This is a genomic window from Bradyrhizobium sp. 6(2017), from assembly GCF_011058295.2.
GTDB lineage: Bacteria > Pseudomonadota > Alphaproteobacteria > Rhizobiales > Xanthobacteraceae > Bradyrhizobium > Bradyrhizobium septentrionale.
In genome coordinates this window covers 2,532,378-2,547,387 of the sequence record NZ_CP049289.2, presented here as the reverse complement: position 1 = coordinate 2,547,387, position 15,010 = coordinate 2,532,378, and the positions used below count along the sequence as shown (strand labels likewise).

Genomic DNA, 15,010 nt, shown 5'->3' with positions numbered 1-15,010 from the left:
GGGGGATCGGCGTCCAAAATTGACCCCCTACAGATTGGTCTGTTGCGCTGCCTGCTTTGGAATGAAGCAGGTGGTCGGGGATGCTGATCGTGGAGACGATTGCGCGGATTCGGCGCGAGCACTTCATCAAGGGCAAGACGATCAAGGAGATCGCCCGTGACCTGAAGGTGTCGCGGAACACGGTCCGGAAGGTGCTGAGGTCGGGAGAGACCTCCTTCGAGTACGAGCGGCAAGTGCAGCCGCGGCCAAAGCTGGGACGATGGGCAGTAGAGCTTGACGGGCTACTGGCGGCGAACGCGGCCAAACCGGCTCGTGAACAGCTGACGCTGATCCGGATCTTCGAGGAGCTGCGCGGCCGCGGCTATGACGGCGGTTACGATACGGTGCGGCGTTACGCCAGGCGGTGGAGCAAAGAACGCGGGCAATCGACCGCGGCGGCTTATGTCCCGCTGAGTTTTGCACCAGGCGAAGCCTACCAGTTCGACTGGAGCCACGAGGTGGTCTTGCTGAGCGGCACCACAGTGATGGTGAAGGCCGCCCATGTCCGGCTCTGTCACAGCCGCATGCTGTTCGTGCGGGCCTATCCGCGGGAGACGCAGGAGATGGTGTTCGACGCCCACGACCGGGCGTTCGCCCTGTTCAAGGGCACCTGCAGCCGCGGCATCTACGACAACATGAAGACCGCGGTGGAGACGATCTTTGTCGGCAAGGACCGTCGCTACAATCGCCGCTTCCTGCAGATGTGCAGCCACTATCTGGTCGACCCGGTGGCTTGTACGCCAGCCTCGGGCTGGGAGAAGGGCCAGGTCGAGAACCAGGTCGGGCTGGTCCGGGAGCGCTTCTTCACGCCGCGGCTGCGGTTCAAGAACCTGGACGAGTTAAACGCCTGGCTGCTGGACAAGTGCATCGCCTACGCCAAGGCGCATCGTCACCTGGAGCTGGCCGAGCAGACGATCTGGGACGTGTTCGAAGCCGAGCGTCCCAAGCTCGTTCCCTATGCCGGTCGGTTCGACGGCTTCCATGCGGTGCCAGCGTCCGTCTCGAAGACCTGTCTGGTGCGCTTCGACAACAACAGATACTCGGTTGTAGCCAGCGCAGTCGGGCGCCCGGTCGAGGTCCAGGCCTATGCCGACCGCATCGTGATCCGTCAGGATGGAAGGGTCGTTGCGGAGCATCCACGATCCTTCGGACGCGGCGAGACGACCTACGATCCCTGGCACTATGTGCCGGTGCTGGCTCGCAAACCCGGCGCCTTGCGCAATGGCGCTCCCTTCAAGGACTGGGTGCTGCCGGCCGCGATCGAGCGGATCCGGCGGCGGCTTGCCGGCATCGACGATGGCAATCGGCAGATGGTCGACATCCTCAACGCGGTGCTGACGGTTTGCCGGCGGTGGAAGCCGCCTGTGCCGAAGCGCTCGGTCACGGCGTCCATTCCGCCGATGTCGTTCTCAACATCCTGGCCCGGCAACGTGAACCCGCTCCACCGGCCAACATCATGACGCCGGCCGCACTGACGCTCCGCCATGCGCCGATCGCCGACTGTGCCCGTTACGATAACCTCCGGAGGACCATCTGATGGAACGAACCCAAATCTTCGATCTCATGGGCATGAAGGCCGCCTTCGACGAGATCATGGCGACTGCGGTCAAGCGCCAGCACGAACCTCGGCGCATCGTTGGCGACCTGCTCACCGCCGAGATCAATGAGAAGCAGGCCCGATCGATCAAGTACCAACTCACCATTGCCAAGCTGCCGCTTGCCAAGGACATCGCCGACTTCCAGTTCGACGGCACGCCAATCAACCAGACGCTGGTCAATGATCTCGCCGGCGGCGGCTTCATCGCCCAGCAGCGCAACGTCGTGCTGGTCGGCGGAACGGGTACCGGCAAGACCCATCTGGCCATCGCCATCGCCAGGAGCTGCATCCGATCCGGTGCCCGTGGCCGCTTCTACAACGTGGTCGACCTCGTCAACCGTCTCGAGAGCGAGACCCGCAACGGACGTCAGGGCCGGCTTGCCGAGCATCTGACCCGGATGGACTTCATCGTCCTGGACGAACTCGGATATTTGCCCTTTGCCCAGTCCGGCGGCCAGCTTCTGTTCCATCTCGTCAGCCGGCTCTACGAGCGCGCCTCCGTCATCGTCACCACCAATCTCGCCTTTGGCGAATGGCCCAGCGTGTTCGGCGACGCCAAGATGACCACTGCGCTGCTCGACCGGTTGACCCATCACTGCGACATCGTCGAGACCGGCAATGACAGCTGGCGATTCAAGAGCCGCGACGACGATCACGCCACCCGCACTCGTCTCGTCTCCGCAATCCCGGCCAGCTCCGACGAGACGAGCGCTACCATCAAACCCCGCCGCGCGAAGGGGTCAAAATTGGAAGCCGATGAGGGGTCAAATTTGGAGGCCGATTGACACATCCGGTCAGAGCCATTTCAGCAGCAGCTCCCGCGACCGGCCCGTTCAGCGCGCTGGGTACCTCGATGCGGTTTGCCCGCAGCACCGAGATCTACGGCGAGGACGAGGACGCGGAGTATCTCTATCAGGTGATCTCCGGCGCGGTGCGGACCTACAGGATCCTGGAAGACGGACGCCGCCAGATCGGCGCCTTCTACCTGTCCGGAGACATTTTTGGTCTCGAGGCCGATGAAACCCACATATCTTCCGCCGAGGCGGTCTGTGAGACCCGCCTCGTGGCAGTGAAGCGCAGCGCGCTGATGGCCCGTGCCACCCAAGAAAAGGAGCTAGCGCGCCAGCTCTGGAATGCAACCGCGCGCGAGTTGCGCCGTTTCCAGGAGCATCTGGGTCTCCTGATCAGCACTGCTCAAGAGCGGGTCGTCGGCTTCCTGCTCGACATGCAACGCCGCGTCGCGAAGAATAACGTCGTCGAACTGTCGATGTCACGGCAAGACATCGCCGACTACCTTGGTCTGACGATCGAGACCGTGTCGCGGACCTTCACCCAACTCGAGCAGAGCGGCGCGATTTCGCTGCCGACCTCGCGTCGTGTCGAGCTGCACAATCATGCGACGCTGAATCGTCTGGCTACGGCGTAGGAGCGCGAGCGGCCATCGCGACCAAAGCAACCACGAAAGCCGGCCGCGCGACACCCCACCAAAATGGGGGCCGCGAGCAGTTCACGAACACCAATTGCGGCGTCCGCGTCGTTCGAAGGCGCGCATCGCGCCCACATGACCGACTTCATTCGGGATCCGAAGTCGGGCGGCTGCGCGGCCGGCGTTCCGCCGACCAATCTGGGCTTCTGGCTGGTCGTTGAACGCCCCGGCACCATCTTGGCCAACGCAGTCCGGAAGGCCGCAAAGCTGGTGCGTCGGACGTAGACGATCCGGACGGCGCGTCTTCGGTTTGAGCTGGCGCAAAGTGTCGGCGTGATCCAGGCCATCGAAATAGGTGTTGGCGTAACCAACGAGCGCACAGCGTAACCACGAGCGCGGAAAGACATGACACGTAAACAACGGCGCCTGTGATGATCGGTAGTTCCCTCGCAGTCCTCGGCTTCGCGGCGGGACTGGTTCTCAGCGGGCTCCGTGATTCCATCGTGTTCTTCACTACACCCACGATGGCAGCCGAGCGCCACATCGGAGCGGGCAAGCGCTTCCGGCTCGGCGGATGTGGTCCAGCCGGGCTCGCCGGCGCGCAGGGCGGTCTGACGGCCACGATCAGCATCGCCGACGGAGGAGCCAGCGTCCCGGTCAGCTACAGAGGCATCTTGCCGGACCTGTTCAGGGAGGGACAGGGCGTTGTCGCGGAGGGCGCGCTCGACGCATCGAGCATGTTCCGCGCCGACCCAGTTCTGGCGAAGCACGACGAAACCTACATGCCCAGGGAGGTCGCTAATGTCTTGAAGAAGCAGGGCCATTGGAAAGCCGATAACCGGTGAAACCGCGGGGAGGACGCAAGCGTGGACACGATCCTTGTCGTCTTCAAACGTTTCTAGCTTGCTCGAAGTTGACCTGACGCAACGTTTGCGAACGCGACTTCCTGCAATGTCCGCCCAGAGGAAAGGCAGACAATGCACTCAGATCTCGCAAGACGATACGGACCGGACCGGCTCCCCCGCTGACACCAGCTATCCCACGGCTCCGCACTTCAATCCGACGATCCGCGAGGTTGACTACCGTCGATGGTTGAAGTCGATAACGCCCCGGCGACCCGCCTCGATCTACCTACATGTGCCATTCTGTCGATCCACGTGCTGGTACTGTGGTTGCCACACCTCGATCAGCAAACGCGACGATCCTATCGCCGTGTACGCGTCGGGTCTGCGTACCGAAGCGCACCTGGTCGCGGATACCATCGGTCATCGGCAACCGATCTCACACATCCACTTCGGTGGCGGCACACCGGCGATCATGACGCCGGACACTTTCGCCGACCTCGTCGGCGCGCTGCGCTATTCCTACTTCGTGCTGCCCGACGCCGAGATCGCCGTGGAGATCGCCCCGCGGACTTTGACCGAGCCCATGTCGGAAGCTCTGGGTTTCAGCGGCGTCAACCGCGTGAGCCTCGGCGTTCAAAGCTTCGATCCGGCGGTCCAGTGCGCGATCAATCGCCTCCAGAGCTTCGATCAGACTACCAGGTGCGTCGAATTGCTGCGACGCGCAGGAATCGGGAATCTGAACTTCGACTTGCTGTACGGCTGGCCGCTTCAGACGATGGACTCGTGCCTGGACACCGTCGCCAAGTGCATCGAGCTGAGCCCCGACCGGTTCTCGGTGTTCGGCTACGCGCATATTCCCTCGTTCAGGAAGCACCAGCGCAAGATCGGCGAGGAAGCCCTGCCCGACAGCATCGAGCGTCACCTTCAGTCCGAAGCGATCGCGGATGCACTCGTCGATGCCGGCTACGTGCGGATCGGCTTTGATCACTTCGCCCTCCCCGACGATAGTCTCGCCATCGCACGACGGGAGGGGCGGCTACGAAGAAACTTCCAGGGCTATACCGACGATGTTGCGGACACGCTGATCGGAATCGGAGCAAGCTCCATCATGCCGCAAAGGGTTCGTGCAAAACGCGGTCGCGACCCGCGACTATCTCGAACGCGTCGCCGACGATCGGCTTGCAACCATCAAGGGCTACGCCTTCACGGAAGACGACCGCTTCCGCGCCGACATCATCGAGCGGCTCATGTGCGACATGACCGTGGACTTGTCCAGAATCGCTAGGTCGCATAATCGGGACCGGGGACTGCCGTCGTCGACCGGGCGCGCTTTCTCAGTCTCATCGCGGATGGTGCCGTGACCATGAAGGACGATCGGATCTCCGTGAGCGACGGAGCCGAATTCCTGGTCCGTAGGTTGGCTTCCGCCTTCGACGCCTATCTGGCTCGATCCAGCGCGACCCATAGGCGCGCTGCCTAGCGTCCAGGCTGATTATGACCTCAGAGCGTCCCTTCGACGGAGTGTTCTTACCGCTTCGATCCGCGACGTGCCGGCCAGCCGAAGCCGACACTCGACAGCCGGGGATCTGCTGATCGCGATCGCGTTCGTCCAGCCGTTGTGCGGCCCATGCATCGAGCACATTCGGAATCCTGTCCAACCACCGCCCCGACTTTTGTTGAATCCTTTTGCGCTAGCTCAAACTTCGACGGACCGGGTCGGGCTGAATACCTGTCACTAAGGCGAGCGCCCCATCCTCCTTGCGGTTGTCTCGATACAGCCCGCCCGATCCGCCGGGCTTCTTTTTCCCAACACGATGATCCGATTGCAGCTCGCCTGGGCCAACAAGGCTTATTCGGCCGGAACTCCGGCCAGGCTTCGCTCGAGCGCCACAAGTAGCTGCAAGCGGCCCACGATACCGTCAACCCGCGCGTCACGAAGCACCAGCACCTGCGAAATCTGACGACTGTCCATTTCAGCAACAATCTCATCAACCGTTGCACACTCCTCCACCCAGACGGGTTTACGGCTCATAACGGCATCAACGCGGAGGGCTCGTGTCCGCTCGCGAACGAGCTTTCCTTCCTCTCTGCTGAGCAGCCATTCGAGCCAAAACCCTTCGGGGCAGTGCACACCGAGTTATCGCCGATGAAGGAAGTCGCCTTCCGAGATTACGCCGGCCAAAGATCCGGTCCCGTCGAGCACCGGTAAACCTCGCTGACCGGTCTCTAGCAACAGCCGCGCGGCATCAAGCAAGTGTGCTTCTGGCTTAATCGTCGCGAACGAGGTGCGCATTACGTCCATCGCAAACATGGCTAGCCTCCGTTGGGCTTGGTGGTTACGCTCGTAGCTTTGCACCGGCCGTCTGTTCGCGCCTGACACATGTCAATCGCGGCGCGGCGCCAAAACCGATCCGGATCAAGTACCCGAGAGGTGCGCTGGCCGTCCGATTGCGCTTCTTCGCTGGCCGAGGAAGGGGCCAGGTTCGGAACCTTGCTGATACTTATCCGGACCGACCATCCGGCTGGCGTCGCGGCGTTAGCGGGCGCAAGGGTGTCGATCGTTCGGGCTTCCTCGAAGAGTTGCGCCGCCTTGAGGTGACCGTCCGGATCCACGATCTTGGCTGATAGTACGATAATCGCCTTCGGCTGAGGCCCAAGCGCGATCTCGAAGCGACGCAAGTCGATCAGAAGGCGCGATGCCCCTCTACAGCTACAGCAGTGTCGGCGCGCAGGGGCGCATGTGCGATGTCATAGTTCTCGAAGCTCTGCAGCACCCGCGCCTGCACCAACGCCGGCAGACTATCGCTCCACTGCGCCCCCTCGAACCCTTGAGTTTCCTCATCCGGCGTGAACAGAAAGCGCTGAGTTTGCAGTCGGGTGATCGCGGTCGGCTCCGCTACGATCAGCGGTACGGGCAGGTTCGTATGGCGTTGCGCTCCAAAGCTGTCCGCCGCGCGAAGGTCGTACACCACTTTGCGCGGCGCAGGCGCTCCGCCGGTCATCCGCTCAAAGTCCCGCCACGATACTGTCGAGTTTCGGCGTGTTGCGCGCTAGTCCTTCGGCGAATGTGCTGAGATTGTCGATGGTGCTGTGCAGCGGTACGGCATTCTCGGACAGAACGGTATCCACCCGGCGTAGCGCATCGCGGGCAGCCTGCGTCATGCTCCGCCCCGCGCCCTTTTCGGCCACCAGTGGTTCGCGCGCCGGCGGCGCCTCGGGATCATCACCACCTTCCAGCGCGATCACCGGAACGCCGGTTATTCCCTGGAAATCAAGACCGACACGCGTGTCGCTATGCACCGGCGTGCGCTCGGCGACCGCGATCTTGGCGGGAACCTCGCGCGGGCGTTCTGGAACCAGCTCAAGGTCTGTGACCTCGCCAACGCGGATACCGTTGAAGAGAACGCCTGCGCCAACCAGGGCCCGGGCACCGGATCCGTAAAGACGAGCTGATAGGACTCCCGCTTGCCAATGCCGCCAACGTTGTTCAGCCAGTAGACGAAGCCGAATACGGCGACGATTGCCGACAATACGAATGCACCGATAACGATGTAGGGCGCGCGAATTTCCATATCTATCTCTACTGCCTAGGAGCCGAAGCCGACCGTCTGCGCTCGAGCTCCGTGAAAGTAAGCCTTGACCCAAGGATGGTCGGATCCGAGCACGGAAGACAGCGGGCCGACAGTTACAATCCGCCCGTCAGCGAGCGCGGCAACCCGGTCGCAGATCGCTTGCAAGCTGTTCAAGTCGTGCGTCACCATGAACACGGTGAAGCGAAGCGTCCGGTGTAGCGTCCGAATCAAGGCGTCGAATTCGCCCGCTGCTATTGGATCGAGGCCGGAGGTTGGCTCGTCCAGAAACAAGAGAGCGGGATCCAACGCAAGCGCCCGTGCGAGAGCCACCCGCTTCGTCATTCCACCCGAAAGTTCGGAAGGAAAAGTCCCCGTCCGCCCGTGTGAGGCCCACCATCTCGAGCTTGGCATCCGCGATCTCATCAAGGAGCCGTGGCGACAGGTGTGCATTTTCGCGTAGCGGAAACTGGACATTCTGTCGCGCCGTCAAGGCCAAGAAGAGGGCTTCCTGTTGAAACAGGATACCCCAGCGGCGCTCACTTTTCTCGCTCAAAGTCGATCTGCCCGCCGCGTTTCGGCAACAGGCCGACAAGGCCCGCATCAGCACCGATTTGCCGCCTCCCGATGCGCCAACAAGGCCAAGTATCTCCCCGTCCTTCACGTCAAGATTGAGATGGTTGAGGATCGTTTTGTTGCCGAAGCCAACCACCAGATTTCGGATATGGATCGCCGTGGAGCCAGCCATGACTACATCCCGATCGAAGCAAAAAAGACCGCGAACAGCCCGTCGAGCACGATTACAAGAAAGATCGATTTCACGACCGACGCCGTCGTCTGCTGTCCCAGCGACTCCGCGCTGCCCTTGACGCTCAGCCCCTCCACAGCCGCGCCGATCACGAGCGCCATGAACGGCGCCTTGATGATGCCGACCTCGAAATGCGTGACGGAAACCGCCTCGTGGAGGCGCGCAATGAAAATCGCGGGACTCATCCCGCCATAGAGCCAAGCGATGAGACCGCCACCATACAGCGCCGCGAGCGATCCGAGAAAGGCAAGGATCGGCAGCGCCACCACGAGCGCCAGGATCCGCGGCAGGATCAGGACCGCAACCGGATCGAGCGCCATGGTGCTGAGGGCATCAATCTCCTCACGCATCTTCATCGCGCCGATCTCAGCCGTATAGGCGCTGCCCGATCACTGGCGATGCACCCTGTTGATGGGTGGGGGCCACCGACGTCAGCAGGCGACCGCCTGAATTGGCGATCTCGCTCAGCTGCCGCTCGCTGGAAGGCCGTGCAGATTGTCTAGAGTCCTCGGCCTCTTCGCTGGCCTCAACTCAGCTGTGTCATGCTCATCGTTGATGAGGACCTCCTCGCTTGGCAGGAAGTTGCTCCTCGCAAGTGCACCCCTCAACTTGTCCGAGGAGTGCTGGCGGTCGGGCTCTCCGGGATCCGGTGCCTGGTCGTGGCGCGCGGCTGGCTCGAGAGATGACGACGGGCCGGGTTCGTCCATCAGTCCCAAAAGCAAATCCTGATCGCGGCCTTCCGCGGGAAGCTCCTCTGGCCGACTGCCAGTTTCCTGCGACGCGCTGTGCTGCGCAGCGGCGGCGTCGACGCGCCTCGGATCCATCAGTACCGCGTCTTCGGGATTGATGGGGCCACGTTCTGGGGGTGAGGATTCAGCTTAGCGCGTCGTGAGATCGGCACTCCGCCCGTCGACCGCAGGGCTGTCCGGGAAAGCTCAGCCATAGCAGAACTCCATCTGGTTGGCGGAGGCTGTGGGTTTGCTGGGGCTGGGGTTGCTGGGCGGAGGCTTGTCGATAGTGGCAAGGGATCGGCGGGTGAACAGGAACTGGCCGACAAGTTCGGCCAGCCTGAGGGGAAGCATTTTGATGCAGTTGGCCCGCGCAGCGATGCGTAGCAGCAGGTAGGCAATCATCCTGCAAGCACTTGCAGGCGGATCGCATTGTCGTTGGTGCCGAGAAACTTGCGGATATCGAGATGCTGCTTGATCCAGCGGAATAGCAGTTCGATCTGCCACCGGCTCTTGTAGAGGGCGGCGATCTCGACGGCCGTTCGCGTCATATCGTTGGTGAGAAGCGTGATCACGCCGCCGTTCTCCCGCCTGACCTTGATGCGCCGCAGTGGTATCGGCAGTCGCGAGTCGCCTTTGCTGGTGAGCTTCACCTCGTCATCGGCGATGACCTTGAAGCCATCGCCCTTGCGCTTGCGATTAGTGCGTCGCTTGATCTTGCGGAGACGCATGCTTGTCTTCGCCCGGGTGACGAAAAAAGCCTTGCTGTCATTGATCTTCTGCCACCAGTCGAAGCGGCAATATCCCTTATCGAACACGTAGGTTGTGCCCACCTGGATAGGGACATGGCGACCGATCTCGATGTCATTGACGTTCGCATCCGTCACCTCGACGCAGTCCGGGACATCGCCCTTGGGATCGTAGACCATATGCAGCTTCATGCCACGGATGCGGCCGTTCCACGCCGCCCAGGTGCAGAGCTTGCCCAGCGGGATCGGACTGGCGTCGATCAGGCGCACCATCTCCTGGCCTTCGCTCCGCAACTGCCGGCTTGCCATCGCTGATAGTCTGGCAAAGGTTTGCGCAAAAACGCCGGACGGGCGGCGGGCATTGGCATCCGATAGCGTCGAGCGGGACAACCTGCCGGTGCCCAGATGATAGTGGTGCTGAGGATTGGCGTTGAAGCCGGCCACCACGGCGCGCAGGCTGTCGTGACTGCTCAGCTGCGCATAGATCAGCGCCACCAGGTGATCCCAACTCCTGAACGATTTGTCGTAGGCATCCCCGTCCAGACGATCCACAGCCGTCTGAAACTGCCGTCGATTGATCGGTTCAAGCAGCCTTCCAAAAATGCTATCGCGGAATCGCATGCTCGGCCTTCTGTGTCTCGACAACCAGAAAAGGCCGATTTGCCTCGGTCTTGCCGAGCATGCACCGCGACATAGTGAATCATTCCCCGGACAGCCCTGCGTCGACCGGAAGGTCCGGAGATGGTCGATTGCCTGAAGGAGTCTCTTTGGATTACCCTGTCCGGTGAACTCGAGCACCTCACCGCCATCGGCCAGCGACTTATTGTCGAACCGAGCAAGAATGCTCAGTTTTTCTTTTGCGAAAAGCCAACGGCTAAAGCTAAGAGGAGAACTTACGTACTGCTTGGCGACGGGTTTGGTGAACCCGCCCTTGATGAGGGCCTTCTCAAGCCCCAAAATAATGGGAGCATCCTCGGAATGAAGACGCCGCTTGTCGTGCCGTATCGCAATCCCAGTTGACTGAGCCGGTTGCGGCGCCGAGGACGACGGGCCGGGTTCGTCCATCAGCCCCAAAAGCAAATCCTGATCATGGCCTTCCGCTGGAAGCAACTCCTCTGGCCAACCGCCAGCTTTCTGGGTCGCACTGTGCTGCGCAGCGGCGTCGCCGACCTGCCTCGACTCCTTCAGGGCCGCGTCTTCGGGATCAATATGGCGCTCGAGTTCCATCGCCTTAGCGCCGGCCGACGATTTCCGGAGATGAGCCAGTGCGGCACCGATCCCCCGGTTACCACCGGCGTCCTTCTTATAGCTCTTGACATCTCCATCCAACGCCTTGCCTGAAAGCCGACCAGCAATGCCCTTCTTGTTGTTTTCATGCAGGTAGTCACTGAAACTGCGAAGAGCAGTTGCATCCCTCGTGCCGGTATCTGCCGCTACTTCGTTTTTGTACTCTTTGATGAGTGCCGCGTCCTGGGGATGAGGATTTAGCTCAGCGCGGCCTGCGATCGGAACGACTCCGCCCGTCGACTGCGAGGTTCGGAGATGAACTATTGCCGTAAGAAGTTTCCAGGGATTACCCTTTCCGATGAACTCGCGCGCATCTTCAGTCAGTGGCTCTTCGTCGTCAAGCCGAGCAAAAATGGCCTTTTTGTTATTTGCGAAGAGCCAGTGGCCAAAGCTGAGAAGAGTACGTACATAGTCCTTGGCGGTGCCTTCGGCGGCCCCGCCCTTGATGAGGGCCTTCTCAAGCCCCAAAACAAGGGGAGCATCCTGGGAATAAAGAGGGCCAAGACAGCATGGTGCATGTGCCTGCGCGCTTCGCCGTCAACAGCCGATAGACCGAAGATTCAGAGACAAAATACTGCTTCTCATCGGTGAGGCGTACGGCCGGCTTTCGCGGCGAGGACTATCTCCAGCCAACATCTTGACAGGATGCGCTGAACGCGCGAGTCAAAATCGAAACGCAACTAACTTTTGGTGCCTTACAATTCAGTATTAATCTTGAGACGCCTATTGCATCGGCAATGTCGTCATCGACCAGCTCATGCAGTGGAACTTCAAAGCTTGAACGGCCTCAGCTCGGCTGATGGCGACGATCGACGAATCGCGGGCTTGGATAAAAGCAAAGCAAGCCTTCCGCCCTAACCGCATCCATCAGTTCGGTGGTAGCGCCTCCGGAATCTACTGCGCCTCACTCGCGTCGGCAAAGACCTCATCGCGGATCACGCGCAACGTCACTTGATGAAGATAGGCCTGCAGGGCCTGGTCAAGCTCGGAGAACTCCGGCCACAGAACTTGATCGAGGATCCGGTTGCGTGCGCGAACCATGACCGTGTTGCGCCGCTGTCGATAATAGCGATAGGGCTTCATGCCATAACGCCGGCACAAGGAGAAACAGATGGCGCGACCATTGATCCGGCATTAAGAACCGCATCTCAATTTGAGGGATCTTGCCGACCAAGTTGCGTCAAAACGCTCCTTCACACGTTTCAGCGCCGCTTCCGCCGCGAGCCCGCTCTCCGGCCCTTTCGGCACCCGCGAAAAGAGCCTCGATCTTCGGCAACTTCTCGCGCGCGCCCCCGCGGGTCAGGGGCGAAGGGCCGCGAGGTCACGATCCCGAGCTGGGAAACGGCCGCGCATGAGGAACGGCTCGGTCGCTGGGCGATGAACTGATGCTGGGACTTCATGGCTGCGGATCTGTCCGCGCTCGACCTTCTGGTGGTCCAAATCGACGGGTTGCATCCCGGCGACGATCTCGTGCTGGTGGCCGCGACCGGGGTCAGGGCCGCGTCTATCCGCCCACTTCCAAAGCCATAATCACTGTGTGCTAGAATTAGTAGGTTCGCTGTTCTCAGTTCTCAGCTAAGTAAGTAGAGCCGTTTTGGAAGAAACCTGTCCTGAACATAAGGCCAGAAGGACCTGAAAAGTGCAATTGACGGTGCTACGCAAGTCAGGAACTCGCAGAAAATGGAGAACAAGCATGGCAAACTTACGCCAGGACGACAAGTCTACACCAGGGACAGATGATGCAGCTCGCCGTGCCGGCGAGCGGGCTGCCGAGCAGACCAGCCGTACCGGACAAGCTGCAGCTGATCAGACTGCGCATGTCGGGCAAGGTGCCGCTCAAGCCGGAGAAGAAACGGCCCGATCAACTTCCAACTTTCTTAAGCAGAACGTTGAGACGGTGCAGAACGCATGGCGGATCGGCCTGGAAGCGACGACCTTAGCCGTGGGACGCTCTACCGAGCAACTTGGTCGCACGCTCGGGGTCTCAGGAGAAGGGGTGCAACAGGCAAAAGACGCAACGGAACGGTCGGCGCGCAACGTGCAAAAGATCCTTCACACCAGTAATGCTGCTGCCAAAGTGATGAATGGAATTTCTCAAGAGTACAGCCAGATGGTTCGGCATCAAGTCGGGAAGAACATGGACTACATCAGCGAGCTGTGGACCTGCCGGACCCCTCAGGAATTTGTAGCCGCACAAAGTGATATTGTGCGGAAGTCTGTGGAAATTGCTCTGGAAGGTAGCCGTCGGATCGCCGACCTGTCGCTCAAAGTGGCCGACGAAACCGGAAAGCAGATCAAGTGAAGTATGGAAGAAGTCCGGCACTCCGCCTAATGGGCATACAGGTTCGGCTGGAAAACGAGCGCTGCTTGTCGGTTACTCTTGCCGCCTTGGGAGTGAGACTTTTGAGAAAACCAAGGCTACCGCTGTAAACGCAATGTCGAGTTAATGCCAGTCTCTGAATTGGCAGCGCCCCTTGGATTCTCCGTTACGCACCAACGCTCATTAGAGCGACTTGTCATGATCGTTCCGTCGTGGGCCGCGTGGGATGCGGCGCCCTGAATGCCGGGCTAACAGAAGGTCGTGCTTTCGATTTATCTCTTGGAGGTCGGCAGCCTTGAATGGCGTAAGCCGTCGCGTCGGTTTCATCCTGCTCGGCGCGATAGAGCTCTTGCCTGTCCCTCTGACTTGATCCGGTCGCCCCCCAGAGTAGGTAGGAGCCCGATCCAATGTTGATGCTGTACCGTCAAACGTCGGTAGCCTTTCGGGCTGGACTCCGTGGAGCATCAGGATCTGACGATGTCTGAAAGACTGCCAACTTGCGCGCCGAAGTTAAGAAACGCATTGCCCAGATCGAAAGTATGACACTAGTCCAGATTCAACGGGTCATGATGGATTGTGTGTCCGAGCGGTCTGCTGGCAGGATGACGACATGTGAGCGCAATGCGTTGCGCCGAGCACTGAACAAACGGGTCAGCATTCTCAGACGAGACCTTGTCGCGTAAGAGTTCGCGAGCCTGCACGCAAAGCGCCGACGCCGAACTGGGGAAGCCGGGCGAGCTACGAGAGAAATCGTGAGAGAGCTAAAGCGCAGTGTGAGGCCGCGATCCGGAACCGGTTCGCCAAGCTTGCACGCCTAAAGAAAGAACTCGCGCGATGGAATTAGGGGTACGCCGCTCGCGTCAAGGGACAAGAGAAGAAGTCGCATGTTCAGACAACCACCCTTCCGTTCCTATTCAACCGCAGCTCGCATCTGTATTGGCATTGCGGTCTAAGCGCCGTCCTGCTGGTCTGGACAATAATGACGCACGTCGTGCGGCAAGGCTGGCCAGTTGGTGTATCCGCGCTGGCATAATCAACGATGCAGATACGAGCTGAGGAAGCCCGGGTGAATGCAACCCGCCCGCACTGACCACTTATTCAAATTTTCAACCCGTGAGGCGGGGCTCTGAACGTTTCCAAGCAACCGGATAATGAGTCCGTTCTGCTAACGGTCAAAGCCTTGGCTCACGAAATAGGAGTGAGCCATGACGCGCCGTATCACCTGCATTACCAAGCTGCCTAACCATCAAGACCGCCATCGGCGTATTCAAGCAGTCGGTGGTTCAGCATGGCGAGATTCGGAAGAAACAGCCATTGCAAACGTCAAACACGACAAAAGCGCTTACGATGCTACTGAGCAGGGCAAGACAGTCAAGGTGATCGTCAAAAAACACGATGGTCGCGAGTACCTAAAGACCGAGAGTAATCATTTTCTTCCCGACAATCTTCTGAGTCTTCCGGATTGCTCGTGACCGGCATGTCGTATTGTCCGTCGTCAGATGATTTGAAACTGATCACGCGTTTCGAGAAGGGAGGCTCTGGCTCATCAGGGGGTAGAGTTTGAGCAGCCTGCAGTTGATGCTGCAAGCGGCGGTTTGCGATGCTGTCGCGCTTGATGCGTTTTCGCTCTGCGAGGATCGCC

9 protein-coding genes and 8 pseudogenes are annotated in these 15,010 nt (G+C 60.4%); 9 read left to right on the top strand and 8 right to left on the bottom strand.

Annotation, left to right across the window (positions count from 1 at the left end; genetic code table 11):
* Nucleotides 1–80 precede the first annotated feature (80 nt).
* The 6 genes and pseudogenes from istA to hemN all read left to right on the top strand — a co-directional run bounded on the left by istA (nt 81) and on the right by hemN (nt 5,387).
* Nucleotides 81–1,576: pseudogene (gene istA / locus G6P99_RS12115) on the top strand (IS21 family transposase).
* Nucleotides 1,576–2,421 (top strand): IS21-like element helper ATPase IstB, encoded by an 846-nt coding sequence (gene istB / locus G6P99_RS12110; RefSeq protein ID WP_165128263.1) that lies wholly within the window; start codon nt 1,576–1,578, stop codon nt 2,419–2,421. Before istA ends, istB begins: the two are co-directional and overlap by 1 nt.
* On the top strand, nt 2,418–3,062 hold the full coding sequence (locus G6P99_RS12105) for a helix-turn-helix domain-containing protein (protein WP_245284916.1): 645 nt from the start codon (nt 2,418–2,420) through the stop codon (nt 3,060–3,062). Before istB ends, G6P99_RS12105 begins: the two co-directional genes overlap by 4 nt.
* Before the next feature lie 83 nt (nt 3,063–3,145).
* Nucleotides 3,146–3,347, top strand: a pseudogene (locus tag G6P99_RS12100) (formylglycine-generating enzyme family protein); the annotation flags it as partial.
* A gap of 120 nt (nt 3,348–3,467) precedes the next feature.
* A pseudogene (ccmE, locus tag G6P99_RS12095) lies at nt 3,468–3,898 on the top strand (cytochrome c maturation protein CcmE); the annotation flags it as partial.
* Nucleotides 3,899–4,039: 141 nt separating this feature from the next.
* Nucleotides 4,040–5,387: pseudogene (gene hemN / locus G6P99_RS12090) on the top strand (oxygen-independent coproporphyrinogen III oxidase).
* 369 nt (nt 5,388–5,756) lie between these two features.
* Here the strand turns inward: hemN and G6P99_RS12085 are convergent.
* From G6P99_RS12085 to G6P99_RS12055, 8 genes and pseudogenes are all read right to left on the bottom strand, one after another.
* On the bottom strand, nt 5,757–5,939 hold the full coding sequence (locus tag G6P99_RS12085; RefSeq protein ID WP_246709522.1) for a hypothetical protein: 183 nt from the start codon (nt 5,937–5,939) through the stop codon (nt 5,757–5,759).
* A 105-nt stretch (nt 5,940–6,044) separates the two neighbouring features.
* A complete protein-coding gene (locus tag G6P99_RS12080) occupies nt 6,045–6,218 on the bottom strand; it encodes a CBS domain-containing protein (protein ID WP_224496638.1) in 174 nt (57 codons plus the stop codon).
* Nucleotides 6,219–6,591: 373 nt separating this feature from the next.
* Entirely contained in the window at nt 6,592–6,909 is a 318-nt protein-coding gene (locus G6P99_RS47605) for a hypothetical protein (protein ID WP_246709521.1), read from the bottom strand.
* A gap of 4 nt (nt 6,910–6,913) precedes the next feature.
* On the bottom strand, nt 6,914–7,552 hold the full coding sequence (locus G6P99_RS47600) for an MlaD family protein (protein ID WP_246709520.1): 639 nt from the start codon (nt 7,550–7,552) through the stop codon (nt 6,914–6,916).
* Nucleotides 7,495–8,224, bottom strand: a pseudogene (locus G6P99_RS12070) (ABC transporter ATP-binding protein). Before G6P99_RS12070 ends, G6P99_RS47600 begins: the two are co-directional and overlap by 58 nt.
* A gap of 2 nt (nt 8,225–8,226) precedes the next feature.
* A pseudogene (locus G6P99_RS12065) lies at nt 8,227–8,673 on the bottom strand (MlaE family ABC transporter permease); the annotation flags it as partial.
* A 546-nt stretch (nt 8,674–9,219) separates the two neighbouring features.
* Nucleotides 9,220–10,382 (bottom strand): annotated as a pseudogene (locus tag G6P99_RS12060) (IS4 family transposase).
* A 1,560-nt stretch (nt 10,383–11,942) separates the two neighbouring features.
* A complete protein-coding gene (locus G6P99_RS12055) occupies nt 11,943–12,131 on the bottom strand; it encodes a hypothetical protein (protein ID WP_224497163.1) in 189 nt (62 codons plus the stop codon).
* Nucleotides 12,132–12,335: 204 nt separating this feature from the next.
* On the opposite strand from G6P99_RS12055, the pseudogene G6P99_RS12050 reads away from it, so the two are divergent.
* From G6P99_RS12050 to G6P99_RS12040, 3 genes and pseudogenes are all read left to right on the top strand, one after another.
* Nucleotides 12,336–12,542: pseudogene (locus tag G6P99_RS12050) on the top strand (IS256 family transposase); the annotation flags it as partial.
* 199 nt (nt 12,543–12,741) lie between these two features.
* Nucleotides 12,742–13,350: a phasin family protein gene (locus G6P99_RS12045; protein WP_165128261.1), complete on the top strand. Its 609-nt coding sequence runs from the start codon at nt 12,742–12,744 to the stop codon at nt 13,348–13,350.
* Between the two features lie 1,223 nt (nt 13,351–14,573).
* The gene (locus G6P99_RS12040; RefSeq protein ID WP_084518808.1) at nt 14,574–14,840 is read left to right on the top strand and encodes a DUF3892 domain-containing protein; all 267 of its coding nucleotides are present in this window, start codon (nt 14,574–14,576) and stop codon (nt 14,838–14,840) included.
* The last annotated feature ends 170 nt before the right edge of the window (nt 14,841–15,010 follow it).

Coding starts and splice junctions, on each gene's coding strand:
- istB (WP_165128263.1), top strand. CDS start 1,576: ATGGAACGAACCCAAATCTTCGATCTCATGGGCATGAAGGCCGCCTTC.
- G6P99_RS12085 (WP_246709522.1), bottom strand. CDS start 5,939: ATGAGCCGTAAACCCGTCTGGGTGGAGGAGTGTGCAACGGTTGATGAG.
- G6P99_RS12080 (WP_224496638.1), bottom strand. CDS start 6,218: ATGTTTGCGATGGACGTAATGCGCACCTCGTTCGCGACGATTAAGCCA.
- G6P99_RS47605 (WP_246709521.1), bottom strand. CDS start 6,909: ATGACCGGCGGAGCGCCTGCGCCGCGCAAAGTGGTGTACGACCTTCGC.
- G6P99_RS12055 (WP_224497163.1), bottom strand. CDS start 12,131: ATGAAGCCCTATCGCTATTATCGACAGCGGCGCAACACGGTCATGGTT.
- G6P99_RS12045 (WP_165128261.1), top strand. CDS start 12,742: ATGGCAAACTTACGCCAGGACGACAAGTCTACACCAGGGACAGATGAT.
- G6P99_RS12040 (WP_084518808.1), top strand. CDS start 14,574: ATGACGCGCCGTATCACCTGCATTACCAAGCTGCCTAACCATCAAGAC.